Genomic DNA, 18,655 nt, shown 5'->3' with positions numbered 1-18,655 from the left:
TTGATTGTGCTTTGATTAAAGGGAAAAATTCCCCTTAATTACCCCTAACCAAGCTATATTCTGCAGTTTAAAGGGAAAATATCCATTTATTTTAAGTATCCCTTTGATCACTCGATTCATGATCAAACTTCCTTTGTTTTACAATAGTTTATCAGGAAATTTCGCATTGACAATTTCCACACTGAATAATAGTTATTATGCATCAGATAAATTGCTAAGCTAAATAGTGCTATTCTAAGGTGAAATCCCATTAAATCAAGACTTAAAAGTAAATGAAGAGACCAAATAGCTATGCAATTGTTCTGCTAATTCATTTACTGATTGTATTGTTTCTCCCCGTTACGCTGAAAGATAGTGTTTATTCATTTTAATTAAGGCAGATAGCAGCAATCTTTCAGAAAAGAGCCTTAAAATTATAGTATGATCTTATATTTTAATAAAGAATAACCACCCCCAATTGATGTTGGCGCTGGTCATTCTTTATTCATTGATTTATAATAATATTTAAATTATGATAGTAAAAAAGTACTATTTTTATAGTTTTAGGTGTAGGGCAAATTCATTGAAAGGTGAATACGCAAAGCTATAGGGGCTAAGCTCTTTTCTAGAGTATGCCAGCCAGTTACCGTTTTCTAATAGGAAAGGTCTTCTCGAGATAGCTCTAATTGAAACTCGGATGAGGAGGACAACCTTTCGTCCATTGGAGATGAATACAATGAAAGTAACACTTAATAAGTTTCAAGAGTTTAAACTTCGTATCTATTTATGGATGTTACCAGTTTTAATTTTAGCTTTACTGGTAAATTTAATGAATTGGAGCTCCATAGATCAATTTAATCAAATTACATCTTCTTTACTAGTCATCTGGTATATTACTGCATTTGTATTGTTGTACAACAAACGATTTTTTCGGTTTGTTGAACTATTTAATCTTCTAATTATCAGTATTCTTCATCTGATGAAATCATTCGATATTATTTATGGAGACATGGTTTTAAACCAGGAACTAACAACTGGAAATGCGACATTATGGACACCGTTAGTTTTTGTTTATATTTTTGTTACTTTAAATGCTCGGGTTGGAAGCGTTTTTTCGATAATTCTCTGGTCAATAACCCTAGCGATGGGTGTCATTTTCTGGGACTCTGTTCCAGACGAGGCTACAAACGCTATCCTCCAATATCACCTTTCGAATCTTGTTTATATTGGCTTTTTGTTTTTTGCGCGAAACATTATCAAAACTTATACGGAATCTGAATTTTTAGAGAAGCTAGCATTTCAAGACTATTTAACGGGTATTGGTAATCGAAGAATGGTTTACTCATGGGTAGAAACTTTAATTGAAGCAAGAACGAATACTAGTTTCTCTATTATATTCTTTGACATTGATCATTTTAAAAAAATCAATGATAACTTTGGACATGTTACGGGCGACAATATTTTAAAAGATCTTTCAAACCTGGTTACTCAACACATCCCAAAAGTGGCTAAGTTTGGTAGATGGGGTGGTGAGGAATTTGTAATTATTTTACCAGGGTATTCAAAAGAAAAAGCAGCTATAGTTGCAGAAGAGATTAGGCGCAATATCGAGCACTATACATTTCCTGTTGCAGGAGGAGTAACAACTAGTTTCGGAGTGGAAAGTTATCAGCCTAGTGACACAGCGGAATCTTTGTTGGACCGAGCAGACCAAGCTTTATATGAAGCCAAGGGTTTTGGAAGGAACCAGGTTAGGATTTATCAGCAAAATAATTAAATAAAGTATGAAAAAACCCCAGATTCACATTGAATCTGGGGTTTTTAAAAAATTATCTGATAGAACCATGCTTTAGAATCGCATGAACCCCTTTAACACCATTAACAACTTGAGTAATTCTTAAATCAACGGCTACACTTGCAAGAGCAAGGGCTTCGTTTTTCTCAATTTGATATAATTCACTCATTAAAACGACCATCTGATCTAGTGCAACAGCAGTCGCTTCATTTAAATCCTCATCAAAACCAAATGTAATCCAACTAGAAGGTGTTAAAGCTCTTGGCATGCTAAGTTGCATATCATCTCTTACTATTAAAGTAATGTCAACCAGATCCATTGGACATTCAATCGCTGTTCCTGATACTTCCCCGTCCCCTTGTAAGGCATGTCCATCACCAATTGAAAATAAAGCTCCATCCACTGATATTGGTAAAAATAAACTACTACCACGGGTTAGTTCTTTACAATCGATATTTCCCCCACAATACCTTGGTGGAGGAGTTGAATGCACACCAGATTCTGAAGGAGCAACACCCATTAACCCAATAAATGGATCAAGACCAACACGAAATTCTTTTCCAGCAATCTCACAAGTACCAGTCATTGTATTTTTATTTAGCTTCCAATCAACTTGCACTCTTTCAGAATCTGTTAAACCAAGCTTTTCATTTTGCCAGTTTTTCATCCCGCCAGCCCAATTACGGCCATACCATCCTGGGACTAATTCGTTAATTCTTACTTCTAAAACCATTCCTGGTTTTGCTTCTTTTACTGCAATGGGTCCAATAATTGGATGGCCTGGCTTATTTTCATTTTCTCTTGAATGATATCGTTCAACCTCTTGGTCTGGTGATGGAGAATAACCCCACTGAATATCTAGAGTTTTTAGTTGGACTGTATCTCCAGAGTTAACTTCAAGAATTGGCTTATACTGGTTGCTAAAAGAACCATGGAAATTCTCTTTCTCTAATCCTAATTTATGTATCATGTTAAGATCTCCTATTCTTGGATATTGGATATTTGGTGTAGATGGTTACAGTTATTTAAGAATAATATCCTTTTTTGATGTTGTTCGATTTTTAAAAGGTGATACCCTGTGTCTCCCGTTGAAAAAAAATTAGTAGTTAAGATAGGTAAGGACAAAAAGAACGTAGTAAATTGTTAATCATACCACCGTGAGAGACTAAAGCAATACGATTTACTTCTTTATGGTCTTCTAAAATTTTCAGAAAAATAGTTTCTGCTCTAAATCTGAACTCCAATTCTGATTCACCCTCAGCAATGGCTTGATGTGGAGGACGTCCTTCAATCGGAAGAGGATAAAGAACTCTTGCTTCATCTCTTGATAACCCTGCAAGAACTCCATTGTTGTATTCCTGTAATTGGTCCTCAAACTTTAGTTCAACATTCGTAATACTTGATAGAATCTCAGTTGTTTCTTTTGCTCTTTTTAAAGTACTACTAACAATAATATCAGGTTTGTATCTTTTTTCTAGTCTCTGCTAATGCCCTTGCTTGCATTTTTCCCAGGGTAGTTAGAGGATAATCAGCTCTTCCTTCATGGACATCTCACAAGTCAGCTTCAGATTGCCCATGTCTAATCAACAGTATTTCCATATAAGCCCCCTTAAAAAGTGTCTATGTTTAAAACATAGCATGAAAGTGTTGGAAAATAAAAAAAAATCGTAAGCTATGCTTACGAAGTTGGAGGGAATATATACTATGGAATTTGCTTAACCCTCGATTTGAGTGTCTGACTCCTCTTGATTTTCAATCCAACGTTTTACATCAGTCAATATAGCAAAAACTAAAAAGAAGTTCATTGCATACACACCGACCAACAGTTGAATATTACTCAAATCAATACCAGCGTAATTCTTTAGCTTCATAACAATCATTGCCTCAACAACGATAAGCACAAATGCCAGGATAAAAGAAATTGCAAAACGTAACAATAAAATCCCTCCCTATACATAGTGAACGCGCATTAAATTCTGAATATTAGAATTTTAGCATATTATACAGGGATTGAAAAGTGTTTTGCACAGAAGCAATGGATATTCTGTGAATTCTAAAAAAGTTCATATCTTTTTTGCGGGGATGTGAACTTTCTTATATACACTGTGCAATTATTTATATATGATAAGGCATGTTATGGGTTAGCTAAAATAAAATATAAAGTTGAATAGGGACAGTTTAGGGCAAAAGAGTTGAGTGTCATCGCCTTCGGACAGCTTTAATAGTAAAAAGGGAAAGCTGTCTGAACCTAGTTCATTTTCGGACAGCTTTGGGTGAAAGCAAGGAAAAGTTGTCTGAACTTGGCTCGCCTTCGGACAACTTTGAGTGAGAACAAGCCAAAGCTGTCCGAACCTAGTTCATCTTCGGACAGCTTTGGGTGAAAGCAAGGAAAAGCTGTCTGAACTTGGCTCGTCTTCGGACAACTTTGAGTGAGAACAAGCCAAAGCTGTCCGAACTCGGTTCGTCTTCGGACAACTTTGGTTGAAAGCAAGCCAAAGCTGTCTGAACCAAACCCGACTTCAGACAAGTTTGAATGAATGTATAGCAAAAGCTGCTGAACCTAGTTTATCGTCGCAAAGCTGTAGGTGCAAGCAAACAAAAGCTACGAAGATATGATCACCATCTATCAAACATCAAAGAAATCCAAAAAAAAATGCCCCACAGCATGCACCAATACCACGCATAATAGGACATTTCATACCCTATTTTAATTTGATAACTCTCTTTCAAGATACCTTTTTGTGTTCGGTCCATAAATTCCATCATCAGCAAGCGCTGCATACATCGATTGAAAACGACGAACGGCGTCTTCCGTTTTTGGTCCATAAATTCCATCGATAGGTCCAGGGTCAAAATTAACTCGATCTAAAGCTCTTTGGACTTCTCGTACATTATCTCCACGGTCACCTCGTCGAAGAATTCCGTTAGGCAGATTAAGCCCTGAAGTTGTTTGATTTGATTCTAGAACTTCTTCAAGTTTTGATAATGTTTGCGGTCCGACTAACCCATCGACCAATAGACCGTGTCTTTGTTGAAATGTTCTAACACCTTTTTCAGTTTCATCACCAAAAATTCCATCAGCCCCATAACGTGGTAGTGGGACTCCAGCTTTTATTAAATCCTGTTGTATTTCTTTTACAAACTGTCCCTTGTCACCCTTTTCAACAGGAAGATCAACTGTAACACCTTTTACCTGCGGTGCAGTTGGCGCTGGAGAAGGGGAAGGCGCAGAACCATTAAAATCATTTTCAAGAGATCTTACGACATCATTTATAAATTCTGTCCAAGTAATTCCTCTTGGATTTAACGCGTTTTGTGGATCAGATCGACGAGAAGGATCTAGCTCGCTATGAGCAACAATATGCTCTCTAGGATTCAAGTCAAACCTGTCACATAGGTAGGCATGATACCATACATAACGTTGATATGCTTCTTGAAAATTTATTGATCCTCCATGGCATAACTCGACACCTATCGCGGCATCATTAGCATCGTCTCCGAACAGCCGATTATCTACTGCCGTCCCATATTGTACATGCCAAGCTTTTTCATTTAATGGTATTATTTCTAAAATATAATTATCATCAATAAATGTATGAGCAGAGGCTGAAGGTTGTTGTCTGTTAAAATAATTTCGATTATTGTATGCAGTTGATCCAGGGTTCCCTGTATCATGACTTACAATAAAGAGTACGTTAGAAATTCGTTGACCAGATCTGGAATTACCAATAGAAATATAATCCCTTGTGATTGTGTAACTCATATTCATTCCTCCTAATTGAAAACTAAGAACCAAATCCAGGATGGAAAAAAACACTTAACCCATCATATTCAATTGATGAGCAAGACGTTACACCCATTTTTACATTTAGGAGTAAAGAAAAAAGTCGAAAAAACTATCCACAAGGAAAATATTATATTACCGGTCATTGTAAAGGTTATACACATTATCCCCACTTTTTTGTGTATAAAGGTTGTCGAATCGTAGAACTATTTGAAGAAGGTATTAAAAGAGGTAAAAAAAGTTATGCACAATATCCACATTAATGTGGATAAAGTTGTGCACAACCTCAAATTCAGGGGTGAATGTGGACAAATCTTAAGAAAAGTCCGAAAACTTATCCACAAAACAACTGATATGAATGCTTATCCATATCAGTTAGCCAAAGTTATTTAGTTTGTTTCTTTGCTCGAGCATCGGCAGCTGCTGCGCGAGCTTGTGCTTCGCGGTCATCTTGATCGGCAAGTTCTTCAGAGTACTCAACATCAATACCATCTGATTGCATACTTTTTGGAACTTTAAGTTGTTCATCATTTTTTCCCATCGTTCATTCCTCCTTAAATAGCGGTAGAAGAATGGTTTTGATAAATCCTTCTTCCTAGAATTAGGATGTGTGATTACTTGGGTTTCATGAATGGTAGTATTACGAAATTTATTTTAATTTTCTTGGAGTATAACCGCCAGCTCTGTCGGCCATCTTAAATTCTCTTTGATAGACAACCTCCTGCATACTGCTTAATGTACTCTTCGTTTTATCACGTCGTTTTTCTTTCATGAACAATCCCTCGCTTTCATTCATAATACTACTATTTTGTCCATGATTTTCCTTTTCAAAACAGAAAAAAGAGAAATCATAAATAATGACTTCTCCTAAGATTTAAGCTTCTTTTAATTGATGTTGCTCTTCTTCTTTCGTGTTTCCTGTACGAAGAGTATGCAATGTGTATAAGTCTTTTGACACTTCGTAAAGATTGTATATATCTTGACCACCATTTATTTCATCTAATAGTGATTTTCTTGTTTCATTTGCAAGGGCTACATAAGGCAATTTCTCCGCAGCCATCGTTGATCTTCCATTTATTTTACGTATTCTCATAAAAATCGTTTGAATTGTAAGTTCATAAAATAATTCATTAAAGAATGCATCCTTAGCTGGTTTATTATATCCTTTTCCATGATATGGTTTACCAAGCCATGTACCAAGAAAACCAGCACCCTCTTGAATATCAAATAAGTTAATTGTCCCAATTGGAGAGCCCCATTCGTCTAAAATGGTACGTGAAATCAATTCACCACGCTCTTCTGCTTCAATGGTTTGCTTAGTTAAGAATAAAAACTCTTCATAAGAATAAGCTTTATGACGCACAAAAGGGAAGACCTCTGGGTGCACCATCAACTCATAAAGAGCCTGACAATCTTGTAAATCACGTTTTTTTAGCATCAATATCCCTCCAACACGAGGACAGACTAGTGATATCATCTCACCCTCGAAATTTTTTAAGTGTTAAAAAAAATTTCGGGGTGGGAATCGAACCCACTAGAACCAGCTAAAAAACTGGTGGCGCACCATTTGCCTTCCCTAAATAGTACAACAACACTAAGGTTGTTGAATTATTTAAGTTTTTATTTTGTTGTAAGTTTTAATTGGTTATTAATAGTTACTTTACGTATAATACTCGAAATCATTCCAAAAAGATACTACTTTTTTTAAAAAAAATGTGGAAAAAATTGATACTTTTTTACGATTTTCGACGAGTGTTAAATATACCCGTCTAAAGCTGTAGAAACACGTCGAAATGAAGTTATTTCAGAGAGTTTTTTTCGGAAACTATGCTCTGAAGGGCTGGCGCTAAAGTCTGATATTTAAACGTATACCCATTAGATAATAGTCTATTTGGAAGTACTTTCTGGCCCTCTAAAATAAGTATGCTCATTTCTCCTAATAGAATTCGTAAAGCTATTGAAGGAACTGCTAGCCAGTGTGTTTTTTTTAGAACTTTTCCAATGGTTTGACCAAATTCATTCATTGTAACAGGTTTTGGTGCAGTTAGATTGAAAACTCCTGATAATTGCTCTGATATGATGAAATCTATACTTTCTACAACATCATCAATATGAATCCAGGATAACCACTGTTTACCAGAACCTATTTTACCACCAATCATCAGTTGGTAAGGTAACAACATTTTAGGAAGGGCACCACCATTTTCTGCAAGGATAATGCCAAATCTTGCATACGCTACCTTCACATTAAATTCTTCGGCTTTTTTTGCATGCTCCTCCCAACTAATCACTGTTTTTGCGAGAAAATCATCTCCATATTCCACAGATGTTTCATCAAAGCTTTTCGTTTCAGATGTACCATAAATTCCAATAGCACTCGCGTTAATTAAAAGAGAGGGCTTAGGATTTAACTCTTTAATGTAATTTATAACAGTGTCAGTTGCCATAAGTCTAGACTGTTTAATTCGGCTCTTTCTTGACTCAGTCCACCTTCCACTATTAATAGATTCTCCAGCTAAGTTGATGAAAACATCGATTTGTTTTATAGCAGCTGAAGAGGAAGAATCAGTCGTTAACCAAGGGATGTAATGCAAATTCTTTTTTGAGGATTGACGTTGACTTCTTGTGAAAATATAAACAGTATGTCCTTTATTGATAAAATAATCAGTTAGTGCGGTTCCAACTAACCCGGTTCCACCTGTTATCGCAATATACACACAGATCCTCCTCATGTTTTTACATTTACCTGAAAATTGCTTAGATAGTGGAGTTCCATGAGCTGCGATCCACTCGCAGGATACCGCGGGGTGGTCCGTGAGCCTCCTCGTCGCCAGTGGGCTCCTGCGGGGTCTCACGAGACTACTGGATCCCGCAGGAGTCAAGTGGTTCTACGCTCATTCCACTCATGGTAAATAAACTTTTCCTTCTTCAAGGTCCAAATTTTTAATAGCTTGGATGTCTATCTTTAAAAAAGTGTCTTTCACTAAAAATAATGAAAACTTTCATATATAATAATAATAAGTATTCTATACTATTTATTTTTTCCACACTCTACTACAAAATCCTCTTAATTTAATAAATAAAATACAAAGGTGAGTAAAATGGCAGTTATTTCGAAAATAACAACTCAACAAAAAAATACAGAACGGTTTAACGTTTTTTTAGACAATGGCAACGGGAAGGACGAGTATGCGTTTAGTGTTGATCAAAATGTGTTAATTAAATTTAACCTTAAAAAGGGCTTAGAACTAGACAGTCTCGATATAAGTGAAATACAGTTTGATGATGAAGTGAAGAAAGGAACTAATACGGCGATTTCTTTTTTGGCACACCGGATGCGTTCAGAAAAAGAAGTCGTGGATTATCTGAAAAAAAAGGAAATTGAAGCTCCAATTATTCAAGAAATCATTCACCGGTTATATGAGTTTAGTTACTTAAATGATAAGGATTTTGCTACCGCATATGTGAGGACACAGCTAAAGACAACTGTTAAAGGCCCCGAGGTAATTAAGCGTGAGCTGGAAGAAAAGGGGATAAAAGTCTATATTATTGAGGATAGCTTAATGGAGTACAATCGTAATCAGCAGGTTGATGTGGCAAAAGGAATTGCATCAAAATTATCTTCTAAGAATAGCAGAGTCTCAAGCTTAGAGCAAAAGAAGAAGATAGAACAAACCTTACTTAGAAAAGGATTTCCATGGGATATTATTAATGAGGCGACAAAAGAAGTAGAAATTGAGAATGATGTAGATGATCAATGGGAAGCCCTTACTTATCAAGGAGAAAAAGCGTTAAGAAAATATCAAAAATTTGAAGGGTATGTCTTCGAGCAAAAAATGAAACAAGCTTTGTACCGGAAAGGCTTTTCAATCGAGCTAATTGATAAATATTTAGAAACACTCCAAGAAGAATGAAGACAATAGTAACAAAAACTGGCAGTGATGAAATCTTTTCTTTTTTTTAAAGACTTAACTATACTATTTGAATGTGAGTGAATATCCATGCAGGAAAAACGTTATAGTCAAATGAATGAATTTGAGTTACATCAGGAAATTGGGAAACTTACAGAAAAGGCAAGAAAAGCTGAGCAACTTGGTATTGTAAATGAATTAGCGGTTTATGAACGTAAGATTTCTATGGCAAAATCATATCTGCTAGACCCTGAAAGCTTTATTCCAGGTGAGGTATATGAGATTGAAGGAGATGCTGGGAGTGCTTTTGAAATTGCTTATATGAATGGTATATTCGCTTGGGGCCATCGATTAGATGGAAATGAAAGTGAAGAAGCTTTACCAATCTCTTTATTGAAAAAAAATAAAATCAAATGAAGAAGTTGACTAAAATCGTCAACTTCTAAGTAGAAATTATGCGGTATAGCACGATGATCTTTCAGTAGTTCTAGTAATTAGAAATCGTGACGTTCACCTGATGCTCTCATTCTCTCTTGAGGATGAGTATTTATCGTGCCATTTGCTCTTTTTGAGGCATATTCTGCTTTAGCTCTTGGTTCACCTTCAAACTTTTGATCATTTTGATTTGGGAAACCACGATCTTTATTTCTCATGAATAATGACCTCCTATAAAAGAGTACCGTGCGAGAAAAGGAATTCCTCTTCAAGCACGTATCTATAGTATGAGGAATTAAGGATTTGGATATGTAAAAGAGAGCAGAAGAATTATTGGAAAGGTTGGTTGTAAGTGAATGGATACCATTAAAGAACAATTAGCACTACTTTTAGTTAAGAAAAATCAACAACTTTCATATGAAAAGGCCTTAAGTTGGGTTGAATTGCTTTGGGATGATTTTGAAACAACTTATGCTAAAGCAGGGCATGAATATCATGGGGAGAAAATGACTGAAAAAGTCGTGAGACAGCTAATTGAGAGCTATGGGTCAAACCTTGATCATTTCATTGTTAAAAATCCAAAATATAAAGATTTTCTCCAATAGAAAAAGTGCCAGGTACCTCAAGGGGAGCCTGGCACATTAGTTATTTGAATAAGTATTTTTATTTCTAGCTCAGCACCAGCCCCTCGAGAGCTTAAAGACCCTTCCGAAGGAAGCAAGCTTCCTAGTCAGAGGGTCCCCCATCTCTTTTTAGGGCTAACCAAGGCGCTTTGCTTTTCTAACTCGGTAATAGTTCAAGTTTTTTACGCAATTTTTCTTCACTGAAAATCCAGCCAGTGTACGAACTAATAATATTTAAATGTTGATCCAACTGAACAATAGCAACAAATGGATAATACCCTTTACTTCGATAACGTAAATCGATAAAACGGACTTCGTAGTGGTCACTAAATTCATCTACTTCCCAACGATAAACGGGTGAAAACGAAAGGAAAGCAGAAATGTTTTCGTCTTTTTTCGCAGCATTTATTACCGGTGTATCCGGAATTGGGCATTTTTCAAACTTATCTTGAATGGTAATTTCGTAATCCTTTGATCTGGCCACATAAAAATATTTATCAGTTGTAATTGCAGCGTGCCAATGGTGAAATCGGAAGGTAGGAGAAATAATAATCTCCTTTGCATCAGGAATTTTTTCTAAAATTTTGTTGGAAACCTTTCGGCGTGCACGAAATCGAGCCAAGTAATATACTGTCAGAATAGAGTATATGAGTAAAAACGTATATCCTGGATGAGCACCATATCGCCAAATCATGATTCCGACCAAATGCATGAAAAAAATAAAAGGGTCAAAGGTGTTAATAACGCCTAAAGCCACCCATTTTCTCGAAAAAGGTCGAAGGGCTTGTGTCCCATATGCGTTGAATATGTCGACAAAAACATGCAGGATTACAGCAATAAATGTCCAAATCCATAGGTGGAGTAAATTCACCTCTGGTATAAACAAATAAATTGAACCCGTAACCAATAGTGGCCATAGCAATACTGCTGGGATAGAATGAGTAATACCACGGTGATTTCGGATATATTTTGCATTATTTCTCAATTTTAAAATTGTATCTAAGTCTGGAGCCTGTGACCCAATAAGTGTACCTATAACAACACCTTGAGCGGTAATAGGGTCGTTCGCTACAATGGGATCTAATGTAGCAATCGCACCTAATGCTAGCCCCATGACAACATGTGTACCGGTATCCAATGAATTTGACCTCCTTGAAATTATAGGCTCTTTTCTAAACAGATTGTTGCTTATTGATCAAGTTTAATGTGAATAACAGTATTTTTTCGCGATTTTGGTTTAAGAAGAAAACTTAGTTCTTAGTTCATAAGCAACAAAATTCACGAATGTAGCCTAAATATAAAACACAAATTACTTTAGTCATTAACTAAAAGGAGAATTTGCGATGAATAAGGGTGTTTCAGTTTATATTGAGTATTCTGTAAAACAAGCAGATTTATTACCGTATGAGAGCACGATGAAAGATGTACTGGACCATTTAGCTAATTATGGCGCAAAAAACATACAATGGTTTGTTTCATCAAAAGAAAACCATATTTATGTGGAACAATTTGAGCTCCCAACAGTTGCTCACTTTTATGCGCTAAAGAAATTACGAACCGAGGGTCAACATCCTCTATTTAAAGAATTACGGAAATACTGTGACCTTGAAATTCGGGACATATCATTTTGGGCCTTAAAAAATTGCTCTTAAATATATATTCCCACTTTGCTTAAAGATTAACATCCTGGGGGAACAAACGTGACTAACAACAATGTAAAATTCAACCTACATGACTTTAATATTGCCGAATACCAACACGATCTTTTGGCCTGGTTTGAACGGGAAATGAGAAGTTTACCTTGGAGAGAGGATCAAGATCCCTATAAAGTCTGGGTCTCTGAGATTATGCTTCAACAGACAAGAGTAGATACAGTTATTCCATATTTTAACCGATTTATAAAACAGTTTCCAACAATTGAGGCTCTTGCTCAAGCTGAAGAAGAAGAAGTTCTTAAGGCGTGGGAAGGACTCGGCTATTATTCACGAGTAAGAAATCTACATGCAGCAGTAAAAGAAGTGGATGAAAAATATGATGCAAAAGTTCCTAATACTGTTGAGGAAATATCCAAGCTCAAAGGAGTAGGGCCATACACAACAGGAGCGATTTTAAGTATTGCATATGGCGTTCCACAGCCAGCAGTTGATGGGAATGTAATGAGAGTATTATCAAGAATCTTTTCAATTTGGGAAGATATTGCTAAAAGTAAAACACGGGTTGTATTTGAAGACATCATCCGAGAAATTATTTCAAAAGATAACCCATCCTATTTTAACCAAGCATTAATGGAATTAGGTGCCTTAATCTGTACGCCTACAAGTCCATCCTGTTTACTATGTCCGGTGAGAGATCATTGTCGAGCATTTGATGAAGGTGTACAGTCAGAGCTTCCTGTGAAAAGTAAGAAAAAAGCACCCAAATCGGTTTCGATTGCAGCAGTCGTTATTTTAGATGAAAAAGGCAACTACCTTATTCATAAAAGACCAAGTAAAGGCCTACTGGCAAACCTTTGGGAATTTCCTAATGTAGAATTACAGCCTGACTTTCAGTCACCCAAAAGGGCTCTTGAAGAATATATCGTAGAAGAATATAAAGTAGACGTCGAATTAGGACAAGCGTTTACCTCATTAGACCATGTTTTTTCACATCTCGTATGGAATATATCTGTGTATAAGGGTTACCTCAAGGGAGAGCTTGATGAAGCAAGCGAGCTTAAAAGTGTTACCCCGGAAGAGTTAAGTCGTTTAGCTTTTCCTGTTTCACACCAAAATATCTTAAAAAGATTTAAAGCTTGTGATTAGTATGTATCTAGGGGATTTTTCCCCTAGGTATATTATTATTGATTTGAAAAAAATTTATTGTGAATGTCTCGCTTAAGCTCCTAACCCCTTGAGAGCATCAGCCTTTCGAAGAAGCAAATTTCTTGGTTCGCTTCACTTTTTAGTCATAAGTAACTCTTGTTCCGTGCGTATAGTCAGCTTCTCCTCTTTTCAGTCCGCCTCTTGCCTCTATTTCTTGGATAATGGAACGATGAATAGATTGACCCTCTACGTTTAAGTATGGAACCATTTGCTGTAAGGAATGGTGGAAGAAAGCCAACTCGGAATCTCTCCAGTCACTTTTAGATACCATCGTAAGCTCTGTCATATCACGACCAACATACATATTTTTTGACCTCCTTAGTTCGTTCTCTTATGTAGTTTCTGATACAATATGGATGTCTAAACATGATAAAATTATCTAATTAAGGCTTTTTTCTGTATGATTGATTTTATTAAAAACTAAAAAGGTTTTTGTAGAGAGAAAAAGTGAAAGAAAAACTAAAATTGAGGAGTTGTTTTGATTGTCAAATAAAGTAGCACTTGTGACTGGTAGCAGTCGTGGAATAGGTAAAGCAATAGCCCTGAGATTAGCTGAAAATGGGTATGACATTGTAGTGAATTACGCAAGAAGTAAAAGTGCAGCATTAGAAACGGCGGCGGAAATTGAGAGCTTAGGACGTAAAGCAATTGTCGTAAAAGCAAATGTCGGAAAAGTTGAAAAAATTAAAGAGCTCTTTGCTGAAATCGATGAAGCGTTTGGTCGTTTAGATGTGTTTATTAATAATGCAGCATCTGGAGTATTACGTCCTGCTATGGAGCTTGAAGAATCTCATTGGGATTGGACAATGGATATTAATAGTAAGGCATTGTTATTTTGTGCACAAGAAGCAGCGAAGAGAATGGAACAAACTGGTCAAGGAAGAATTATTAGTTTAAGTTCTTTAGGCTCTATTCGTTATTTAGATAATTATACAACAGTGGGAGTTTCTAAAGCAGCTGTCGAAGCATTAACACGTTATTTAGCTGTTGAGCTTTCTCCTAAAAATATCATCGTAAACGCTGTTTCTGGTGGAGCAGTGGATACTGATGCACTAAAACATTTTCCGAATCGTGAAGAGTTGTTAGAAGATGCGAGAAAAAATACACCAGCAGGCAGAATCGTTGAGCCGGAAGATTTAGTTAATGCTGTTATGTTTTTAGTTTCAGATCAATCTTCCATGATTCGAGGACAAACGATTATTGTAGACGGAGGAAGGTCTCTTTTAGTTTAATTCATTAAATCGCTAAAAAAATTCCAAAAAAAATATAAAAATTATCGGATAAACATATCACCTCTTGGACAAATTATCTTCGTGGAGGTGATAACGATGGCAAACAACAACAAAACACAAGTTGGAACTAACATTCAAAAAGTTAGACAACAAAACGCTCAATCTGCACAAGGTGGACAAGGTGGAGCTGGACAATTCGGAACAGAATTTGCTAGCGAAACTAACGCTCAAGAAGTGAGACGTCAAAACCAAAAAGCTGAGCAAAACAAAGGACAAAACTCTTAATAATTCAAGACATTCCCACTTCGGCGGGAGTGTCTTTTCTTTTTAGTGAATTATAAACGTTTTTTATCGACAAAACTTCTCATTAGTCAACAGATATAGTCAAAGGAATTAAGAAGGTATCTATAGAAATATTCATCAAGAGCATAATATCTTGGAGGGAAACGACCATGAACCATTTTGAAGAGCTTGTTGGTGAACAATTAAAAACAATGGATAAACTTCTGTTTATTCAATCTGAAATAGAAAGATGTCAACAAATAGAGGCTGAGTTACAGTCATTGCAAAAAGAAACAGAACTCCAATCCATTCAAGAAGAAATAACGAAGATGAAAGTTGAATTACAAATGATTCATGAAATGTTTGAAAGACAGACTGAGGAAGTAGTTAAGACATATCAAGATAAGGTGCAACCAATCGCTTAATATTACATAAATGGCCTAGTAGATTAACCTAAAAATGCGAAATTTCATTCGCTTTAGTTCAATCGCTTTCCGCAGGGCGGTCCGAAAGCCTCCTCGTCGCAGGCTCCTGTGGAGTCTCCAGAGACCGCTAGATCCCGCAGGAGTCAGGTCAGGTGGCTCTCCGCTCATTTCACACTGAGTGAGTACATTATATTAATAATACATAGGTACAGGTTTTTATTAGAATTAATGTCTACTTAAATTTAAATTTGCCGACAAGAGAAGCCAAATGATTACCTGGGATGGTGTTTCTCTGGCATTATGATAACAACTAATTTTATTGATTTACGGTAGAGTCATCAGAACTGATGGCTCTTTTGTTTTAAAATATGTGCTGAACCGTTATAATAGTAGAAAATGGTCATTTCTTTGTTGACTAATAGATTACAGTAAATATAGGTAACAAGGTGTCCAAAAAAGAAAGTAGGGGAGAGAACATGGGAATTCCCATGGAAGGAGAAAGAGTCCAAATACATAGCTATAAACATAATGGGAAAATCCACCGAGTTTGGGAAGAGACCACTGTTTTAAAGGGAACCCAAGGTTTAGTAATAGGTGGAAATGATCGAACTCTTGTCACAGAATCAGATGGTAGAACCTGGATTACGAGAGAGCCTGCTATATGTTACTTTCATTCACAGCTTTGGTTTAATATTATTGCCATGATTCGTGAAGATGGAGTTTATTATTACTGTAATATAAGTTCACCCTTCATCTGGGATGACGAAGCATTAAAATATATTGACTATGACTTAGATATTAAAGTATTTCCAGATATGACATTTATTTTATTAGATGAAGATGAATATGAAAGACACCGTGCCGAAATGAAATATCCGGATGTGATTGATAAAATTCTAAAAGATAATGTGGACAAGTTAATTCGTTGGATACGCCAACGAAAAGGACCCTTTGCTCCAGATTTCATTGATATCTGGTATGAGCGATATTTAACATATCGACAATAGTTGAACATAGAAATGGAATGTGCTATAAATGCAATTGAAATGACAGAGCCTGTTGCTTCTTATGACAACAGGTTTTATTTCGTGGATAGGATATAATTGAGTGGCCTGATTTAGTGGGGAAAATAAGTAATAAGAGTACTAAAATAGTTTCTGATTAACATAGGACGTGAAAAGAGAGGACCGGGGCCCCTCATAGTCACTAGTAAAAATATCATCAAACAAGGAGGGTTTTTTCTGGATAGTATAAAAAGGTACCTCCAATTTGTTAAGCCATATCGTTTGCAAATAATAGGTACAATCATAATAGGAATCATTAAATTTGGAATTCCATTGCTTATTCCATTGCTTTTAAAATATGTGGTGGATGATATTATTGGTAACGAAGCTCTTGCAACCGCTGATAAGGTGTCAGAGTTATCATGGATTATGGGAATTATGTTTTTTATTTTTATCGTCGTTCGTCCACCTGTTGAATACTATAGACAATATTATGCTCAGTGGGTGGGTACAAAAATTTTATATGATATCCGTGATCAATTGTATACACATATTCAAAAATTGAGCTTACGTTATTATGCAAATACAAGAGCTGGAGAAATCATTTCACGAGTGATTAATGATGTAGAGCAAACGAAATCTTTTGTCATCACTGGATTAATGAATTTGTGGCTTGATGTGATCACGATTTTCATTGTTATTGGATTTATGTTTTTCATGGATATCCCATTAACCCTCATTTCAATATTACTTTTCCCACTATACGGTTTTTCTGTGAAATATTTTTATGGCCGTTTAAGGAAACTGACGAGAAATCGTTCGCAGGCTTTAGCCGAGGTACAGGGATATTTGCATGAAAGAGTTCAAGGAATTCCAGTTATTCGCAGCTTTGCGATTGAGGATGAGGAGCAAAAAAAGTTTAATAAAACGAATACCAATTTTCTCGAAAAAGCCCTTGACCACACAAGTTGGAATGCAAAAACCTTTGCCGTCGTTAATACGATTACTGATGTTGCTCCATTATTGGTGATTGGATATGCTGGACTACAAGTAATCCAAGAGAATATGACAGTTGGTACAATGGTGGCGTTTATTGCATTTATTGACCGTCTATATAACCCATTAAGAAGACTAGTTAATTCCTCTACTACGTTAACACAGGCCCTTGCCTCAATGGACCGGGTATTTGAATTTGTGGATGAAAAATATGATATTGTAGATAAAGAAGATGCGATTGATTGTCCAAGAATCCAAGGAGATGTTAGTTTTGATCGTGTTTCATTTAAATACAATTCAGAAGATCAAGAGGTTTTAAAAGATATTACTCTTCATGTCAAACGAGGAGAAACCGTTGCTTTCGTAGGGATGAGTGGCGGAGGAAAATCAACATTAGTAAGCTTAATCCCACGTTTCTATGATGTAACTGGTGGAAGAATTTTAATTGATGGAAGAGATATTAAAAGCTTTAAAGCTAGAAGCTTGCGTGATCAAATTGGGATGGTGTTACAAGATCCATTTTTATTTAGTGAATCTATCAAAGATAATATCGTAATTGGGAAACCAGATGCAACTGAAGAAGAAATCTTCGAAGCTGCAAAGGCTGCGAATGCACATGAATTTATCTTGCAGCTGCCAAAAGGATATGATACGGCGGTTGGTGAACGTGGGGTAAAACTATCAGGTGGCCAAAAGCAACGAATTGCGATTGCTAGAGTCTTTCTGAAAAATCCGCCATTGCTAGTTTTAGATGAGGCAACATCTGCTTTAGACTTGGAAAGTGAACACTATATTCAAGTAGCCTTAGAAAAGTTAGCTCAAGACCGAACAACATTTGTAGTTGCTCATCGCCTTTCAACAATCACTCATGCTAATAAGATCGTCATGATTGAGCATGGTGAGGTTATTGAAGTTGGAACACACGAGGAGCTAATGAGTTTAAAAGGACATTACTACAACCTATTTCAAGTTCAACAACTAGATTAACAAGTTAGAGACTGACTCTTATGAGTGAGTCTTTTTTGTTCTATCCTGAAAATAACCAAGGTTTAGTAAGTTGCATTCGCTGCGATCCACTCGCTTTCCGCGGGGCGGCTCGTGAGCCTCCTCGTCGCAGGTGTGCTCCTGCGGGGTCTCACGCTAACCGCATATCCCGCAGGAGTCGAGTGGCTCTCCGCTCATTCCACACTAAGTGAGCAACATTTTCATTCTCCATGATGCGAATATTTAATTAGCATGGGTGTCTACTCTGAAAATAACTTTGGTTGTGGAGTTCCATGAGCTGCGATCCACTTGCTTTCCGCGGGGTGGTCCGTGAGCCTCCTCGT

22 protein-coding genes, 1 pseudogene and 1 riboswitch are annotated in these 18,655 nt (G+C 36.4%); of the genes and pseudogenes, 11 read left to right on the top strand and 12 right to left on the bottom strand.

Going from position 1 to position 18,655, the window contains the following annotated elements; genetic code table 11:
• Positions 1-542 precede the first annotated feature (542 nt).
• Positions 543-630: riboswitch (cyclic di-GMP riboswitch) on the top strand.
• 85 nt (positions 631-715) lie between these two features.
• Entirely contained in the window at positions 716-1,756 is a 1,041-nt protein-coding gene (locus tag BK579_RS23995; protein ID WP_169891244.1) for a GGDEF domain-containing protein, read from the top strand.
• A gap of 52 nt (positions 1,757-1,808) precedes the next feature.
• On the opposite strand, the gene BK579_RS23990 is transcribed toward BK579_RS23995, so the two are convergent.
• From BK579_RS23990 to BK579_RS23955, 9 genes and pseudogenes are all read right to left on the bottom strand, one after another.
• Complete coding sequence (locus tag BK579_RS23990; protein ID WP_078549876.1) at positions 1,809-2,744, bottom strand: acetamidase/formamidase family protein; 936 nt, start codon at positions 2,742-2,744, stop codon at positions 1,809-1,811.
• A gap of 136 nt (positions 2,745-2,880) precedes the next feature.
• Positions 2,881-3,225, bottom strand: a complete 345-nt coding sequence (locus BK579_RS26615) for a histidine phosphatase family protein (protein WP_328589315.1) — start codon at positions 3,223-3,225, stop codon at positions 2,881-2,883.
• A 264-nt stretch (positions 3,226-3,489) separates the two neighbouring features.
• Positions 3,490-3,711, bottom strand: a complete 222-nt coding sequence (locus BK579_RS23980) for a hypothetical protein (protein ID WP_078549874.1) — start codon at positions 3,709-3,711, stop codon at positions 3,490-3,492.
• Positions 3,712-4,481: 770 nt separating this feature from the next.
• The gene (locus BK579_RS26610; RefSeq protein ID WP_268876566.1) at positions 4,482-5,048 is read right to left on the bottom strand and encodes a peptidoglycan-binding domain-containing protein; all 567 of its coding nucleotides are present in this window, start codon (positions 5,046-5,048) and stop codon (positions 4,482-4,484) included.
• Positions 5,031-5,537: pseudogene (locus BK579_RS26605) on the bottom strand (peptidoglycan recognition protein family protein); the annotation flags it as partial. The pseudogene BK579_RS26605 and the gene BK579_RS26610, both read right to left, overlap by 18 nt.
• Before the next feature lie 406 nt (positions 5,538-5,943).
• Entirely contained in the window at positions 5,944-6,099 is a 156-nt protein-coding gene (locus tag BK579_RS23970; RefSeq protein WP_078549870.1) for a YfhD family protein, read from the bottom strand.
• A 108-nt stretch (positions 6,100-6,207) separates the two neighbouring features.
• Positions 6,208-6,330 carry a YfhE family protein gene (locus BK579_RS23965; protein WP_078550804.1) on the bottom strand — a complete coding sequence of 41 codons (123 nt, stop codon included), beginning with the start codon at positions 6,328-6,330 and terminating at the stop codon, positions 6,208-6,210.
• Positions 6,331-6,432: 102 nt separating this feature from the next.
• On the bottom strand, positions 6,433-6,996 hold the full coding sequence (locus BK579_RS23960; RefSeq protein WP_078549868.1) for a GNAT family N-acetyltransferase: 564 nt from the start codon (positions 6,994-6,996) through the stop codon (positions 6,433-6,435).
• Positions 6,997-7,357: 361 nt separating this feature from the next.
• The gene (locus BK579_RS23955; RefSeq protein ID WP_078549866.1) at positions 7,358-8,275 is read right to left on the bottom strand and encodes a TIGR01777 family oxidoreductase; all 918 of its coding nucleotides are present in this window, start codon (positions 8,273-8,275) and stop codon (positions 7,358-7,360) included.
• A 384-nt stretch (positions 8,276-8,659) separates the two neighbouring features.
• On the opposite strand from BK579_RS23955, the gene recX reads away from it, so the two are divergent.
• Both recX and BK579_RS23945 read left to right on the top strand, forming a co-directional pair.
• Entirely contained in the window at positions 8,660-9,472 is an 813-nt protein-coding gene (gene recX / locus BK579_RS23950) for a recombination regulator RecX (protein ID WP_078549864.1), read from the top strand.
• A gap of 87 nt (positions 9,473-9,559) precedes the next feature.
• The gene (locus BK579_RS23945; RefSeq protein ID WP_078549862.1) at positions 9,560-9,886 is read left to right on the top strand and encodes a YfhH family protein; all 327 of its coding nucleotides are present in this window, start codon (positions 9,560-9,562) and stop codon (positions 9,884-9,886) included.
• Between the two features lie 77 nt (positions 9,887-9,963).
• Here the strand turns inward: BK579_RS23945 and BK579_RS23940 are convergent, their stop codons facing one another.
• Entirely contained in the window at positions 9,964-10,122 is a 159-nt protein-coding gene (locus BK579_RS23940; RefSeq protein WP_078549860.1) for a small, acid-soluble spore protein K, read from the bottom strand.
• Positions 10,123-10,260: 138 nt separating this feature from the next.
• On the opposite strand from BK579_RS23940, the gene BK579_RS23935 reads away from it, so the two are divergent.
• Entirely contained in the window at positions 10,261-10,509 is a 249-nt protein-coding gene (locus BK579_RS23935) for a YfhJ family protein (protein WP_078549858.1), read from the top strand.
• 175 nt (positions 10,510-10,684) lie between these two features.
• On the opposite strand, the gene BK579_RS23930 is transcribed toward BK579_RS23935, so the two are convergent.
• On the bottom strand, positions 10,685-11,665 hold the full coding sequence (locus tag BK579_RS23930) for a metal-dependent hydrolase (RefSeq protein WP_078549856.1): 981 nt from the start codon (positions 11,663-11,665) through the stop codon (positions 10,685-10,687).
• 205 nt (positions 11,666-11,870) lie between these two features.
• Here BK579_RS23930 and BK579_RS23925 point away from each other — a divergent pair, with 205 nt between their 5' ends.
• Positions 11,871-12,179 (top strand): hypothetical protein, encoded by a 309-nt coding sequence (locus BK579_RS23925; RefSeq protein WP_078549854.1) that lies wholly within the window; start codon positions 11,871-11,873, stop codon positions 12,177-12,179.
• Between the two features lie 48 nt (positions 12,180-12,227).
• Positions 12,228-13,328 carry an A/G-specific adenine glycosylase gene (gene mutY, locus BK579_RS23920; RefSeq protein ID WP_078549852.1) on the top strand — a complete coding sequence of 367 codons (1,101 nt, stop codon included), beginning with the start codon at positions 12,228-12,230 and terminating at the stop codon, positions 13,326-13,328.
• A gap of 139 nt (positions 13,329-13,467) precedes the next feature.
• Here the strand turns inward: mutY and BK579_RS23915 are convergent, their stop codons facing one another.
• Positions 13,468-13,692 carry a hypothetical protein gene (locus tag BK579_RS23915; protein WP_078549850.1) on the bottom strand — a complete coding sequence of 75 codons (225 nt, stop codon included), beginning with the start codon at positions 13,690-13,692 and terminating at the stop codon, positions 13,468-13,470.
• A 178-nt stretch (positions 13,693-13,870) separates the two neighbouring features.
• Between BK579_RS23915 and fabL the strand changes: the two genes are divergently transcribed.
• The 5 genes from fabL (at position 13,871) to BK579_RS23890 (ending at position 18,314) form a co-directional block, all read left to right on the top strand.
• Positions 13,871-14,620: an enoyl-[acyl-carrier-protein] reductase FabL gene (fabL, locus tag BK579_RS23910; protein WP_078549848.1), complete on the top strand. Its 750-nt coding sequence runs from the start codon at positions 13,871-13,873 to the stop codon at positions 14,618-14,620.
• Between the two features lie 96 nt (positions 14,621-14,716).
• A complete protein-coding gene (locus BK579_RS23905; RefSeq protein WP_078549846.1) occupies positions 14,717-14,905 on the top strand; it encodes a gamma-type small acid-soluble spore protein in 189 nt (62 codons plus the stop codon).
• A 167-nt stretch (positions 14,906-15,072) separates the two neighbouring features.
• A complete protein-coding gene (locus tag BK579_RS23900; protein ID WP_078549844.1) occupies positions 15,073-15,327 on the top strand; it encodes a YgaB family protein in 255 nt (84 codons plus the stop codon).
• Positions 15,328-15,803: 476 nt separating this feature from the next.
• Positions 15,804-16,334: a nucleoside tri-diphosphate phosphatase gene (ntdP, locus tag BK579_RS23895; RefSeq protein ID WP_078549842.1), complete on the top strand. Its 531-nt coding sequence runs from the start codon at positions 15,804-15,806 to the stop codon at positions 16,332-16,334.
• A gap of 234 nt (positions 16,335-16,568) precedes the next feature.
• Positions 16,569-18,314: an ABC transporter ATP-binding protein gene (locus BK579_RS23890; RefSeq protein WP_078549841.1), complete on the top strand. Its 1,746-nt coding sequence runs from the start codon at positions 16,569-16,571 to the stop codon at positions 18,312-18,314.
• The last annotated feature ends 341 nt before the right edge of the window (positions 18,315-18,655 follow it).

Origin of the sequence: Litchfieldia alkalitelluris (genome assembly GCF_002019645.1) — a bacterium.
Taxonomy (GTDB): Bacteria; Bacillota; Bacilli; order Bacillales; family Bacillaceae_L; genus Litchfieldia; species Litchfieldia alkalitelluris.
The sequence above is the reverse complement of the archived record's forward strand: the minus strand, read 5'-3'. Positions and strand labels throughout refer to the sequence as shown.

Excerpts from the sequence above, each read along its gene's own strand:
- BK579_RS23995 (WP_169891244.1), top strand. The coding sequence starts at position 716 with ATGAAAGTAACACTTAATAAGTTTCAAGAGTTTAAACTTCGTATCTAT.
- BK579_RS23990 (WP_078549876.1), bottom strand. The coding sequence starts at position 2,744 with ATGATACATAAATTAGGATTAGAGAAAGAGAATTTCCATGGTTCTTTT.
- BK579_RS23970 (WP_078549870.1), bottom strand. The coding sequence starts at position 6,099 with ATGGGAAAAAATGATGAACAACTTAAAGTTCCAAAAAGTATGCAATCA.
- BK579_RS23965 (WP_078550804.1), bottom strand. The coding sequence starts at position 6,330 with ATGAAAGAAAAACGACGTGATAAAACGAAGAGTACATTAAGCAGTATG.
- BK579_RS23960 (WP_078549868.1), bottom strand. The coding sequence starts at position 6,996 with ATGCTAAAAAAACGTGATTTACAAGATTGTCAGGCTCTTTATGAGTTG.
- recX (WP_078549864.1), top strand. The coding sequence starts at position 8,660 with ATGGCAGTTATTTCGAAAATAACAACTCAACAAAAAAATACAGAACGG.
- BK579_RS23945 (WP_078549862.1), top strand. The coding sequence starts at position 9,560 with ATGCAGGAAAAACGTTATAGTCAAATGAATGAATTTGAGTTACATCAG.
- BK579_RS23940 (WP_078549860.1), bottom strand. The coding sequence starts at position 10,122 with ATGAGAAATAAAGATCGTGGTTTCCCAAATCAAAATGATCAAAAGTTT.
- BK579_RS23935 (WP_078549858.1), top strand. The coding sequence starts at position 10,261 with ATGGATACCATTAAAGAACAATTAGCACTACTTTTAGTTAAGAAAAAT.
- BK579_RS23925 (WP_078549854.1), top strand. The coding sequence starts at position 11,871 with ATGAATAAGGGTGTTTCAGTTTATATTGAGTATTCTGTAAAACAAGCA.
- BK579_RS23915 (WP_078549850.1), bottom strand. The coding sequence starts at position 13,692 with ATGTATGTTGGTCGTGATATGACAGAGCTTACGATGGTATCTAAAAGT.
- BK579_RS23905 (WP_078549846.1), top strand. The coding sequence starts at position 14,717 with ATGGCAAACAACAACAAAACACAAGTTGGAACTAACATTCAAAAAGTT.
- BK579_RS23900 (WP_078549844.1), top strand. The coding sequence starts at position 15,073 with ATGAACCATTTTGAAGAGCTTGTTGGTGAACAATTAAAAACAATGGAT.
- ntdP (WP_078549842.1), top strand. The coding sequence starts at position 15,804 with ATGGGAATTCCCATGGAAGGAGAAAGAGTCCAAATACATAGCTATAAA.